Annotated in this window: 11 protein-coding genes; 4 read left to right on the top strand and 7 right to left on the bottom strand. The window is 67.7% G+C overall.

Translation table 11 applies throughout. The features are described from left to right. Positions 1–98 precede the first annotated feature (98 nt). Positions 99–374 carry a hypothetical protein gene (locus ABZZ20_RS24680; RefSeq protein WP_356873002.1) on the bottom strand — a complete coding sequence of 92 codons (276 nt, stop codon included), beginning with the start codon at positions 372–374 and terminating at the stop codon, positions 99–101. Between the two features lie 101 nt (positions 375–475). Here ABZZ20_RS24680 and ABZZ20_RS24675 point away from each other — a divergent pair, with 101 nt between their 5' ends. After that, positions 476–637 carry a hypothetical protein gene (locus ABZZ20_RS24675; protein ID WP_356873000.1) on the top strand — a complete coding sequence of 54 codons (162 nt, stop codon included), beginning with the start codon at positions 476–478 and terminating at the stop codon, positions 635–637. A gap of 209 nt (positions 638–846) precedes the next feature. On the opposite strand, the gene ABZZ20_RS24670 is transcribed toward ABZZ20_RS24675, so the two are convergent. Further along, positions 847–2,334 carry a vanadium-dependent haloperoxidase gene (locus ABZZ20_RS24670; RefSeq protein ID WP_356872998.1) on the bottom strand — a complete coding sequence of 496 codons (1,488 nt, stop codon included), beginning with the start codon at positions 2,332–2,334 and terminating at the stop codon, positions 847–849. A gap of 416 nt (positions 2,335–2,750) precedes the next feature. Further along, complete coding sequence (locus tag ABZZ20_RS24665) at positions 2,751–4,241, bottom strand: FAD-binding oxidoreductase (RefSeq protein WP_356872996.1); 1,491 nt, start codon at positions 4,239–4,241, stop codon at positions 2,751–2,753. Positions 4,242–4,593: 352 nt separating this feature from the next. Here ABZZ20_RS24665 and ABZZ20_RS24660 point away from each other — a divergent pair, with 352 nt between their 5' ends. From ABZZ20_RS24660 to ABZZ20_RS24650, 3 genes are all read left to right on the top strand, one after another. Then, positions 4,594–5,256, top strand: a complete 663-nt coding sequence (locus ABZZ20_RS24660) for a hypothetical protein (RefSeq protein WP_356872994.1) — start codon at positions 4,594–4,596, stop codon at positions 5,254–5,256. Positions 5,257–5,440: 184 nt separating this feature from the next. Then, a complete protein-coding gene (locus ABZZ20_RS24655; protein WP_356872992.1) occupies positions 5,441–5,815 on the top strand; it encodes a transposase domain-containing protein in 375 nt (124 codons plus the stop codon). 672 nt (positions 5,816–6,487) lie between these two features. Beyond that, positions 6,488–6,958 carry a hypothetical protein gene (locus ABZZ20_RS24650; protein ID WP_356872990.1) on the top strand — a complete coding sequence of 157 codons (471 nt, stop codon included), beginning with the start codon at positions 6,488–6,490 and terminating at the stop codon, positions 6,956–6,958. 534 nt (positions 6,959–7,492) lie between these two features. Here the strand turns inward: ABZZ20_RS24650 and ABZZ20_RS24645 are convergent. From ABZZ20_RS24645 to ABZZ20_RS24630, 4 genes are all read right to left on the bottom strand, one after another. Next, a complete protein-coding gene (locus ABZZ20_RS24645) occupies positions 7,493–8,506 on the bottom strand; it encodes an EcsC family protein (protein ID WP_356872988.1) in 1,014 nt (337 codons plus the stop codon). A gap of 151 nt (positions 8,507–8,657) precedes the next feature. Next, positions 8,658–8,948: a hypothetical protein gene (locus ABZZ20_RS24640; RefSeq protein ID WP_356872986.1), complete on the bottom strand. Its 291-nt coding sequence runs from the start codon at positions 8,946–8,948 to the stop codon at positions 8,658–8,660. A gap of 93 nt (positions 8,949–9,041) precedes the next feature. Then, a complete protein-coding gene (locus ABZZ20_RS24635; RefSeq protein WP_356872984.1) occupies positions 9,042–9,416 on the bottom strand; it encodes a hypothetical protein in 375 nt (124 codons plus the stop codon). Next, on the bottom strand, positions 9,413–11,842 hold the full coding sequence (locus ABZZ20_RS24630) for an AAA family ATPase (protein ID WP_356872982.1): 2,430 nt from the start codon (positions 11,840–11,842) through the stop codon (positions 9,413–9,415). Before ABZZ20_RS24630 ends, ABZZ20_RS24635 begins: the two co-directional genes overlap by 4 nt. Between the last annotated feature and the right edge of the window lie 174 nt (positions 11,843–12,016).

The following is a 12,016-nucleotide window of genomic DNA, read 5'->3' as shown; positions in this document are numbered from 1 at the left end:
ACATCGCTGCAGCTCAGAGCCCTCTCGTCGACACCGTCGACATCCAGCTCACCGGATGCCCGAGACAGCGCTGTCAGCCCGTCTCGGGCATCGGCCATTCAGGGCACCAGGGACAGGGCGCGCCGAGGCTCCGATGCGGGCCGCTGGCCACCTCCGTCGACCATCGTCATGGTCAGGCCGAAGAACATCTTGTTCCTCTCGTCCGGGGTGAGGCCCAGCTCGGCAGCCACCGCCGCCGGCTTCATCCCCGTGGACCGCAGGCTCTGGAAGACCTTGGTGAGCACCTGGGATGTCTCCCGCTTCTTCATGCCTTCGGGCTCCGCCTTGCGATAGCCCCGCTGGCTCAGCTCGGCCGGGTGATGGGAAGTGGCCATCGCCGCGCCGCCTCGCCGGCATACAGAGCCGGGTGTAGGTACTCCAACTTCGTTCCGAGGTCTGGGCACTGCTGACCGCCTACCAGACACTGCTGACCGCGATGACCGAAGCCACCGACAGCGTCCCGGGCACCGACCCGGACCGGGCCGGCTTCACAGCCACCCTCGCCGCCGCCCGTGACCAGCTCGTTCTCGCCGCGGGCATCATCGCCGACACCGTCATCGACCTGGTCGGGGCCATCGGCCGCAGCGTGCTGGCCTAACTCCTGCCGGAACGGCGGGTCCGCACCAAAGACCGCATCGTCAAACGAGCGATCTCCAAGTACAACGCACGTGGACCCGCCATCGACCGGACCACCTACAAGGCCGCCACCAACATGTTCACAACCGACTCTTGACTAACCCAGTCCCGCCTCAACTGAACGGCGTTGGTACTAGCAGCCTCTCCGCTGGCGCGGGCCGGGGCGTCGGTTCACTGCTGATGCGGACGGCTCGATCGCGTCGGCTGGAGCGCGTTGGCGAACACGTAGTCGCCGACGTTGGTGCCGATCTCCCTCCCGTCCTCGGCGTCCCAGCGGAAGTGCACGCCCAGCCACATTCGGCTGAACTCGCCCTCCTCGGCGACCTGGCTGAAGCTGTTCATCCGGCGGAACCGCTCGAGGGTGTGCGGGTCCTCGGACTGCGCGGTGAACGAGGCGTCGTCACGGCCGAAGAAGTTCTGCATCGCGGCTGCCCACGCACCGGTGAAGTTGGCGTGCCCGGAGGTCCAGGCGATGAAGCACGGGGTCCACGGCCTTCCCGCCCGGTCCGCGCTGAGGGGTTGCCAGTTCGCGTTCTCTCCGCCCAGTGCCTGGATCGCGGACACCGGACGCCATTCGTTGATTGGCCCGTCGAACTTGCTGTCCCAGGCCGTGATCCCGGCATCCGCGAGGGTTAGCGCCGACAGTGCGAACAAGCGGGTCGTCTCGTACGTGTCGAGCTTGAACTTCTTGGCGACCGTCCCGGTCAGCTGGAGCAGCTGCCCCGGGGGGTGGTAGGTGCCGTTCAGGTCGTGGTCCCAGAACCAGCCGATGACGGTCTGTTCGCGGGTGCGCTCGGTGGAGTCGACGGCACCCACGCGTCGCACCTCGTCGACCTGGCGCGCGTACTCCGGGCTGTTCACCATCTTGTCGTAGGAAGTGAAGCCGCGCAGGCTGGGAGGCCGGAACTGCGAACCGGAACGGAGCACGAACGGCTTCACCTTGCCCCAGTTCGGGGTCACCGCGTCGCCAGGCTCCTGGCAGGCCCCTTCGTCAGCCGTCGCCTCTTCGCCCGTCGGCCGCCAGGCTCCGGGTGTGGTGGTGTCGCCGTCGTAGAGCTCCGGGTTGTCCGAACCGTCGTTCGCCCGGGCCTTGTTGATCTGCCTCACCACGCGGTCGACCACGAGGCGGTCGAGGGGGTCGTGGGCGCGGGGGGAGCGGCCGGTCCGGGCCTCGTACCGGGCGTCGATGAAGGCCCGGTCGCCCGGGTACAGCTCGGAGAGCATCCGGTACGCCGTGCGGTCGATCAGCCGCTCCTCCTCATCCGCGCGCGGCTTCGACGAGTCGGTGGCGTACTTGAGCGGCCGGTTGAGGTACGGCTCGTACTTCATGGTTCCGTACGTGTTCTGGTAGGCGCTCTCGGCGTTGTAGATCGCCGCGAAGACCATGGCCCCGGATCGGGAGAGTTTGCCGGGCGAGGCGTCCCAGCCCCGCGCATTGCGGAAGGTCTGAAGCAGGACCTTGTTCCAGTACTGCGTCGGATCACCCTTGTGCTCCGGCCCGGCGGCGGCCTGCGGCGCAGCGGCCGCCACCGGACTCAGCCCGGCAAGCAGGGCACCGGCCACAACGACGGCCCGGAGCCGTCCCAGGCGCCTGCCGGCGCGGGACTTCGAGCGCGGGAGCGCGGACTTCGCGGCCGACTGACGGCCGTGGTTGGGCATGAGGGGCACAGCGTTCCTTTCGACGTCGCTGATCAACGTTGAAAGGGTAATGTCGGAAATGTCAAGATTTGGGTGAACCGCGCCGATATGGCGACGCTCTTGTGTTCATCGGTATATGCATGGAAATGCTCATCCGATCGCGATCACGATCGGTGGGCAGTGCACCAACTCGCGACGAACGGCCGCAACTTCCCAAGCGCATCCCGCTGCCGCCGTTGGAAGACCTGTGCCGCCCGCTCAGGCCTTCGGCCCCTCCCCGCTGCGGACCAGCCGCACGCCTTGGCAAACAACTCGGGCAACGGGGCCCGCCCGTCCAAGCCGAGCCGTGCGGGACCCGTTCACCACCCGGCGGAGGCCGTCGACGCGGCTGCGCCCCCTCACCGGTCGGGGGAGGGGGCGCAGGCCCTACTCGTTCATCAGGACGCGGGCGGAATGCTCTGCTCGTACTTGAAGACGTTGCGCGGGTCGTACTCCGCCTTGATCGTGCGCAGTCGGTCGAAGTTGGATCCCCAGTAGGCGGTCTCCCAGTCCTGCATGCCCACGTTCGGCACGTTGACGTAGGCGCCGTCCACGTAGGGGCGCAGGGCCAGGCTGAATTCGGCGATCCAGGCCTGGGCCTGCGGGGTGAGCGGGTCGCAGACGCCCGGCTCTTCGGAGCGGGTGCCCCAGCCGGCACCGGGCTCGGAGTAGAAGAGCGCGTCGCGGTGCGGGAACGCGGTGCCGCCACGGGGGCTCTTCCTGACCGCCCCGCCGAACGCCTGCGTGAAGAAGTTGCTGTCGTCCGTGGGCGCGTCCTGCATGAACGAGACGATCACATCGATCGCCTTGCTCGGGAACGGCTTTCTGGTGAACTGGGAGTAGAACTTCCAGTTCGCGGGTTCGTCCGCGGTCGGGATCTGGAAGCCGGCATACACGTCGCCCCAGTTCCCCACCTGCACCGCCACTTGCGGGCTGTCGATCGACAGGAGCGGGTCCAGCAGCTTCTTCGCCTCCGCGGGCGTTCCTTCCGCGAGGACCGCAAACAGGAGAATCTGGTTCCGGTGGATTTCGAGCTGGGTGCCGAGGCGGTCGTCGGTGTACGGCGCAGTGCGCTGATAGGTGTCGAAGATCCTGCGCAGGTCGCCGATTCCGTCCCAAGTGGCCTGTACGTACGTAACGCTCTTCAGCGGGGCCACTTTGTAGGTGAGTGAGGTGACGATCCCGAAGTTGCCGTTGCCGGCTCCGCGCAGCGCCCAGAGCAGGTCCCGGTTATGCAGGTCGACCTTGACCACCTTGGCGCACTCGGCGCCTTCCGCAACCACGATCTCAGCACCGATCAGGCTGTCGCAGGCCATGCCGAGCCAGCGGGTGAGGAAGCCGAAACCGCCGCCGAGTGTCGCCCCGGACAGGCCCACGGTGCCTTCGGTCCCCGTCGTCACCGCGAGGTTCTGCTCCGCGAGCGTGGTCACGGCTTCCAGCTGGCTGAGTCCGGCGCCGACCGTCGCGATACGGGCGGCGCTGTCGATGTGGACCGACTTCAGCTCGCTGATGTCGATCACGAGACCGTTGTCGACGTTCGACCAGCCCTCAAGGCTGTGGCGGCCGCTCCGGACCCGTACCGCGACGTCGTTCTGCCGGGCCCACGTCAGGGCGTTGACCACGTCCTGGGTGTTCTGGGCGAAGACGATGACCAGCGGGTAGTGGGAGAAGAGCTGGTCCCAGCCGAGGCGGGCGTTCGTGTACCCGGCGTCGTCGGGGCGGACGATGCGGCCGGTCAGCTTCGCCGGCGGGCACTTCGTGTGCTTGGGGGCCTCGTTCACGGCGCTCGCACCGTGGGCCTCCGCGGTCGTGACGCCTTGCGCGACGACCGCGCCGGCACCGGCGACCGCGGTCGCCTTGAGTAGTTTGCGACGGGAAAAGTCGTTCATAGTCCGCCTTTTTCCTCTCGGCCACCGGTAGGCGCGAATAATTCCCTTACGGGCGATTTAGGTGAAGTGGACAGTAGCAAGGACGTCTGCGGTGGACTGCGCCGACACACTCGCGATCTCGGCCGTAGGGGCTGACGCCGTAGCTCCGCAGAGCGAACCCGATGTGCTTGGCTGGTGATACGGCTGCAATACCGGGGCCGTGGATGGGCTGCAGTTCCTCCGGAACCCCCGAGGGCAGGGCGAACCTCGCTGCGGCGGCCCTGATCTCCGACCGCTGCCCATGACGACGAGGGCGGCTGCAGTGGGCCACACGTAGGTGATTTGAGTATCAGCTACTCATTCTTGACGTGTCGTGAAGGACATAGCGTTTCGGTCGAATGCAGGATCGACTGCCATTGGAGATGCAGTGGGACTCCGGAGGCTGGGAACCCTCATCAGTGCGTCCCTCATCGGTGCCGTCACACTCGCGCCGCATCCCGAGTTCGCCCTTCCGGTGACCGATCACCTCGTGGAAGCGCAGGAGTTGGTCGCCGCGTTGGACTCCATCGGCTGGCCGACCGAGGCGTCGCGAAACAGGTACTGCGGCTCCGGATGTACCGGAGCCACTGTCACCTGGGGCACGCCAGGAACTCCCACGAGCTACTCCAACGAAAGCCAGTGCGCGCCCTTCGTCCCCCAACTGCTCGTGCACACCTACACCTGGGCGACGAGCTCGTACTTCAGGAGCGAGTGCGGGAGCACGAGTCCCAACAGTGCTCGGTACTACGACCGCATCAACGCCGACACAGCGGACCACATGGGCAAGATCTCCAAGGTGACCGGGCTCGCGGCCGGAGACATCCTCGCGATCAAGTACGAGGCGGGCGCGAGCGGCGGGACCGGGCACACCGCCGTGGTTCGATCGCGACGACTCGCGCAGTGTGGGTTCCACGGAGTACAGCGGCGCCGGGCACAGGTTCATGGTGCTGTATGCCGACACGAGTGGAAACTTCCACGGATACCGCTGGGGAACTGACGAAGGCACCTTCCGTTCCGTCGCCGACCGCCCCGTCGTTGCCGGTCGTGTGACATCCGAGGTCTAGTTCCAACGCCGTTCCGTTAGGCGTGGGGGTTGTTCGTCAAGGCCGGTGAACGAGGCAGCGGAGTTGCTGTAGAAGAGGGTTGTCCTCCCAGACATCCTCACTACAGGAGCTCCGCTGTTGGAACAGGCTGTCATACCAAGGCCGGGCGGGGTAGCGGCCGGGGGGTTCGCGCCAAGTCATATCGGCGAGCTGACCCGGATCGTGCCGTTCGAGATGGTCGACGCGGTGCTGGCGGAGACCGGTGCGGTGCAGCGCAGGGTCCGGCTGGTGCCGGCGCGGGTCACGGTGTACCTGCCGCAAGACACCCTGGCTCACCAACTCGCCTATCCGTACCGGGCCGACTCCGAGTCGGTCCACAGCCAGTTCGACCTCAGCCTCTGGAACCGCCGCATGATCGCCTACGGCGTCGAACGTCAGAAGGCGTTCGTCCTGGGCTACGCCCTCTCCCAGAACGCCACCAGCCACCAGCTCCATCTCAGCAAGGCCCCATAGACCGAGATCCACAGACCCGACGGACAGCGTGACGGCCGTGCCCACAGGGGGCACGGCCGTCTTTCGTGGCCCGGACTCACGGACGACCAGAGCCACCCCGGACGCGAGACGGACATCCAGAAGCGCCTCGGCCAACGCCCCCACCGCCCCGACAGAGGCGCCGCGCACCCGACATCACCGAAACGCGCAGGTCACAGGCCCCGAGATGGACGTGCCCGAGGCACACGGCAATCGAGGCGACCTCGGCCAGCCTGATCCGCTAGGCTGTCAGCGGTCAGTCGGCTACCAGGCGTGTGCCCGGGAAAGTGTCCGCGAGGACACTGCCCGATCCGCATACGCACGCAAGCTGACCAGGACGTTTGTCCGTCCGAGTCGGGCGGCCCCAGCGGGGTTTCCGACAAGGTTCGCGACAAGCCCCGCCTTCGTGGGATCTGTGGGAAATCAGATCGCCGCAGATCAGGGTGAATGCGCTAGCAGGCCACCAAACGCGCCAGGGCATTTTTCCCAACGATCTTCCGGGTTCGCGCAGGTCACGCCAGGCCCCACGTCCTCCACGGGCTGCCACTTGGAGCGCTGGCTGGAGCACCTCAGCCCGACCCCCTGGACACGTCAGCTCACCCATCTGGCACCGCAGGGATTGCTACTCAAATAGCAGTACGTGAGGCTTGGGACGTGACACCACACGCCGCCCCTTGGGTGCCCTGGCCCCGCTTCGATCGCCGCGCATATCTCCTCCTGCTGGACGACCAGCGCAGGCTCCTGCTGTGCGGTGGATGCTGCGGCGGCTGGACCGTCCCGCAGGTCCGCATGACGAGCGGAACACAGTTCGTGGAGTCGGCTGTCCGATTCCTGGACGAGCAATTCGGATTGACGAATCCACGCTTCGGCTCCGTCTACGGAGTCCGACAGTCGCGCGCCGGCGACAACTGGGAGTTCGATCGCGTGACGGCGGCACGCGTCTTCATCGTCCGCATCAGCGACGCCGAGGGGGCGGCAATCGTGCAGAGATCGCCCGCACACGCTCGATGGGGTGTCTCGGACCTACGAAGGCGGAGGCGGGAGATCCACCCTGAGGGCATCGTCCTGCTGACCACCGGATACGTCGAGGGGTGGATTCCCGGCGGCCCTATCTCTCTTTGTTGAGCTCCTGCGAGTTGTACCCCTGGTTGCCGGGGGCAGCACTTCATCGGGGTGTCAGAACCCGCCCTGCACGAAGAGGATGTCCGAGGGCGAGCCGGTGACCAGCTCCATCTGGTCACGCCAAATGGTCTCGAGAATGTCCCTCATCCGACCACCGCGCGACCGCTGGAGCTCCCGCAGGTGGTGCTCATGTGCGTCCTCCCTGCGGTGCCGGGGGACACCGCCACGGGCATGCGCCCGTACCCTGCTGAAACAACTATCAGAAACCAGATAGTGACGATCAGTCAGTGGATCAATCAGTGGAAGGCAGTGCTCACCGCCGACCTGACTGGCCGGCGATTCACCGCGCCCTCCCTGGGATGCTGCTGAGCGATGCCCGACCACCACCGCGCCGAGCTGCCCGTCGCCCCCTGCCGATGGCGGCAGGACGCGGCGGCCTTGGAGGACAGCTCCATCATGCACACCGGCGGCGGAGGCGAGGGGGCGCAGCCGACTCCGCAGACACCACGCCGGGGGGCATGGGCCGGCGGCCATCACTTACATGGTGCTGGTCTGGGGGTCGTCGTCCCGGTCGGTCGCCAGTGCCGCCGGCAGCGGCAGCCCGTACTTGTCGCACAGGAACCGGGTCTGGCAGTACCGCTGGGCGTCGGCAGCCACGCTTCCGAGGACCGCCGAATTCATGCCGGCACCGACGAGAATGCCCACGAACGGCACGACCTTGGCAATGTTCCTGACGGGCACCCTGGAGCCGGCCGGGCCCAACTGCTGCATCAACTTCTCAAGGGCGGCCAGGAGACGGTGGTCCTGGCGGAGCTTTTGTGACCAGTTCACGCGCCCCTTGACCGCGTCCGCTGCCCGTGCGACGTCACGCAACGGCTTGGCTTTAGCCGCCTGCGCCATGAAGGACCGCTGCACAAGGCGTTCAATGAAGTCTTGCTCCTTGGGGTCCTTGGCGTCGTAACCGTAGGAGTACGCGATGCGCGCTGCTATCGACGTGCTCAGAACTTGGATGACGAGGATGTCCGCGGTCATCGCGGCGGGGATACCGGCTACGGGGACCATGGCCAGCAGGCCCATGGCTCCGCCTTCGAATGCGCCGGCAGTCCGCCACTTGAGGGTGTTGCGGGTCAGCAGCCGGTCGCAGACCTGGAGGTCCTGCTGCCGCAGTTCGGAGAAACTGTCGATCTCGAAGCCGTGCTTGCGGGCGAGGTCCTCAACGTTCTTCGGGTTGTTGAGATCCATGGCCCAGTCGTTGACCAGCTCGAGCAATGCTGCCGCGCCTGCGAGCGCCGGCCGCAGGGCCGTGTCGGCGACCGCGTCGCCTACGCGACGGATCGGTTCCGTGACCGTCTCCGGCACAGCGCCCTTGACCCGTCTCACGGCGTTTCCCGCGACCTCACCGGTACGACCGAGCGCGGCGCTTGCCCAGTTCGGCAGACCACGGCGGTTGTTACGGCGCTGCCAGTGCTCATTGAGCGTGTCCCATACCTGCCCCTCGTACGCAGTCATCGGGGTTGCACCGTCGACCAGTGGGTCGGTGTAAGTGCTCATTGAGGTTCTCCATTTCGACTGTGATCGCTGGGTCCACGATGTCTTGCCAGCCGACACGTGGGTGAAGCCGCAGCAGTGCGGGGCCGGTGTCCGACGTCGACTGCACAGGCCACCTGCGGGTTGGTAATTCACCTCTACCGCCAGGCAGCGGTCAGCCTTGGTGATCCTGGTCCTCTTGAGGCAAGAACAGGCCCTGGGTCTCGTTGAGGTGTCTGTACACCGTCGACCAAGGCAGATGAGGGCTCTTGTCGTCGAGCCCTCCGTACGCCTCGGAGCGGGCCTGTGCCTCGGCCTGATTGGCGATGACGTCCTTACCGCTCGCCGAGGCGGTGGCCGTCGAGGCTCCGCTCAGTTCAGCCAGTTTCGTGGTGTAGCAGTCGTACGCGTGGTCCACCGCCCGCTGCTCGCCGGCGAGGATCTCGTCCCGAGTGATGGTGCTCACGTGCGCCCTCCCTGCGGTGCCGGGGGACACCGCCACGGGCATGCGCCCGTACCCCGCTGAAACAACTATCAGAAACCAGACGGTGACGAACGGTCAGTGGCTCAGCTTCCGTACGAGGCCGTCGGCCTCGGTCCGCCAGGCCCGCACCTGGTCGTACGTGGGCCCGAGCTCGTACAGGTGGTAGTGGCACCCCAGACTCAGCTGGGACCAGAGCGCCTTCGCCCGTCGGGCCGTTTCGGCCGACGCGACTGAGTGCAGGAGGAGCAGCTTGGCGCGCCCCGTGGTCCGGGACAGACCGGGCGTCACGGCTTCCAGCACCCGGTCGACGCAGAGCTCCAGCGCGGTCCGCAGCGCGAGGCAGGCGCCGCGGTGCCGGCCGGCGGTGGTGGCGTCGGCGAGTTCGCCGTCGAGGAGGCGGTCGGCCGTCAGCAGCAGGCCTTCGACGGAAGCAGGGGCAGGGGTGGTCATGCGGTCACCTCCGGCTTGCGGATCTTCTGCGCCAGGTTCTCCACGTCCGAAACGAAGCGGTGCGGGTCGGGGATCGAGGCGCCGCTGGAGTGGGACCCCTTCTGGCACTGCTGGATCAGCGACCATGCCGGGCTTCCGTAGCGGCGGAGCACCTCTCCCGTGACGTCGGCACCGCGCGTCACGTCGCCGAAGAGGGCGAAGGCCGCGACCTCCAGGAACCTCTCCGCGCTGTCGATCGCGGTCTGGAGGTCGTGTTCCGATCCGCCGGTGCGGTGGTGTCGGATCCACGCGGCTTCCAGGAAGGCGTTCTCCAGGGCGATACGGCACAGGCCGGGCAGCACGTGGCTGTACGTCTCGGGGGGAAGGCCCCGGGTGGCGGCGATGGCCCGGGCGTCGCCGATGGCCTGCGCGACCGGGTCGTCGACGCAGTCGACCTTCACCCGGGACCCTTCGCCGCGCGTCACCTGGAAGACCGTGACCGGCAGCTCCTGGTCAGTAAACGCCTTCTGCAGACGGGGATCGTGGGTGAAGACGACGATCTGCCGGTGCCTGCCGATCTCGTGCAGCACCTGGGCGAGTCCGTGCACCTTGGTCGGGTCCATGGACTGCACAGGGTCGTCGATGACGAGGAAGCCGAACGGGCTGTCCGCGGTCGTGGCCCTCGGCAGAAAGAGGGAGAGCGCGAGGGAGTGCAGCTCCCCCTGGCTCATGACGTCGAGCGCCGGGGCGTCCTGGCCGTCGACGGAGGCCGCCATGACGAGCTTGCGGACGTTCGCCTTCTCGCTGCCCTTCAGGCTCACGGCAGTGAGATCGACGTTGCTCTCCTGCCGCAGGCGCTCCCAGATGCCCTGCGTGGCGCCGGTGAAGCGCTCCATGCGCTGCTCCCGCAGCTCGGTGGAGAGGTCCTTGAGCCACTTCACCGCCTTGCGGAGGTTGCTCAGCAGGGGCTTGTCCCGTTCGGTCTCGCGGGCTTTGTCCGCCCAGGCGGCGAGCCGGGTGACGAGCGCGCGCCACCGTTCGTCGCGCTCCTCCAGCTCGTGGGCCGCGTGCCTCCTGACGGTGTCGCAGGCGTCGACGAGGACCGTGGCGGCTTCTTCGGCGCTCCTGGCGAGATCGGCGGGGTGGGTGATCTGCCGGCAGTCGGTCCACACCTTCCACGGGCCGGCCAGAGCCGCGGGGATCCGCTGGGGGTTCTCGATGAGGTTGTGGAGGTTCCGCTTGCCGGTCCGGACGGCGGCGTGCGCGTCGTCGGCGGTCTTCGCCTCGCGGCGCAGCTCCGCCACCTGTCGGGAGGCGCGGTCGTACCACTCACGTCCGAGGACCCGTTCCGTTCCGCACGTCGGGCAGAAGTCGTCGTCGGGGTGCCGGTCTGCGTGGGCGAGGGCCTTCTCCAGCAGGTCGGCGCGCACCCGGGCGTTCTCGGCGTCGGTGCCGTGGAGGTCCTCCACGTCGGCGAGGGCGATCCGCAGCCGCCGGACGGCCTCCTCGACTTCCGCCAGGTTGGGCCCCTGCACCCCGGCCTCGCTCCGGAGCTCGGCGAGCCGGCTGTCGTCGGCCGGGGGGAGACCGGCGACGAGGGCGTCGATGGTGTCGAGGTCCGGGGCGCCCGGGGTGTCCACGGCGAGCAGGGCCCGTACGGCGCGGTCGTCGTCCTCCAGGGCGTAGAGGGCGTCCTTCAGGCCGGGCAGGGCGTCCTTCATCTCCTTCGCGACGGTGGCGAGGGCCTTCTCCTGCGCGCTCAGCCTGTTGGTCGCGGTGGAGAGCAGGTCCATGCCGAGGATGGTGGCGATCGCGTCGTACCGCTCGGACGGCTTGCCGGTGAGCATGAGGTCGAGGTCGGTGTACGAGAGGAACGGCCGGTGGTCGGCGAGGGCCGTGTCCCAGCCGGCCTCGGCCACGGGGACGGTCCCGCGACCCGGGCGCTTGAAGGTCGCTTCGGAGCTGCCGAACTCCTGGCTCGTCCAGGTGCGGGTGAGGGTGCTGTTGCCGCTGTCGCCCTCGATCGCGAGCTTGAGCTCGATCTTGGGGCTGTCGGCGTTGTGGAGGTTGTACCAGTGGCCGCCGCGCGTGGCGTCCTGGCCCGGCCGGTGGACCCGGGTGCCGGTGAAGCCGACCTCGATGGCTTCGGCGAGGCTGGACTTGCCGGAACCGTTGCGGCCCACGACGAGGTTGACACCCGGACGGGGGCTGAGGCTCAGCCGGGCACGGGGGCCGATGCCGCGGAAGCCGTTGACGGCGAGGGAGTCGAGGTAGACGCGCCCCGAGGCGGCGGACGACGTGGTGGTGCCGGCGTCGGCGGTGCCGCTGCCGAGCGCGTCGCGGAGCAGGGCCTTGACGGGGTCGGGGAGAGCCGACTCGGCCAGGCGCGTCGCCACCGTCTCGGCGAGGGAAAGCGCGCTCTGCTGGTGCTGTTCCGTCTCGGTCACGAAGGGCCTCCTGCGCGGTGTGGCGGGATGGGGCGGTGTCGTGCACCACCTGCTGACAGGACGGAACGTTAGAGAGATGGCGAGACTTATCCTCAACGACTGGCTGGTAATCGGGGTTATCAACTTTCCGCTCCAGAAGCGATGTTGAGCTCCGCCGCTGCCTCCTTCACACTC

This window comes from Streptomyces sp. NPDC006430 (assembly GCF_040612395.1).
Classification (GTDB): Bacteria; Actinomycetota; Actinomycetes; order Streptomycetales; family Streptomycetaceae; genus Streptomyces.
This window is presented reverse-complemented; position numbering and strand designations above follow the sequence as displayed.